Genomic DNA, 407 nt, shown 5'->3' on the forward strand with positions numbered 1-407 from the left:
CGAGCGACCGCGGCGGCGGGCGTCGCGGGGTCGGTGGCCTCCGCGCGGGCCCCGGGGCCGTCGGCGAGCGAGAGCACGTCGGCGTCGGTCGTCGCCAGATCCTCGGGGTCGAGCTCGGTGAGCACGCGCACCTGGTGCTCGGTGGCACCGAGGACGAGCAGCCGGCTGCCGATCGCGACCACCGAGACGGTGGAGCTCCGAGACAGGTGGTGACGGTGCAGCACGCGCACCATCGAGTCGCCCTTGCCGCGGAACCGGCGTCCGCCGTACCGCGCGAGGAGCAGGAGGAGCCCCAGGACGAGCGAGAGGGAGACCAGCAGGCGGACGGTGAGCTCGAGCATCTCAGCCCGCCGTCGCGTCGGTGACGATCTCGGTGATCCGCAGCCCGAAGTCCTCGTCGATGACGA

At 73.2% G+C, this 407-nt stretch carries 1 protein-coding gene; it reads right to left on the reverse strand.

Annotated elements, in window-relative coordinates; genetic code table 11:
- A partial coding sequence (locus Q0L15_RS18735) for a flagellar biosynthetic protein FliO (RefSeq protein WP_296606002.1) occupies positions 1-341 on the reverse strand: 341 nt, incomplete at its 3' end.
- Positions 342-407 lie beyond the last annotated feature (66 nt).

It is taken from the genome of Nocardioides sp., assembly GCF_024509035.1.
Lineage (GTDB): Bacteria > Actinomycetota > Actinomycetes > Propionibacteriales > Nocardioidaceae > Nocardioides.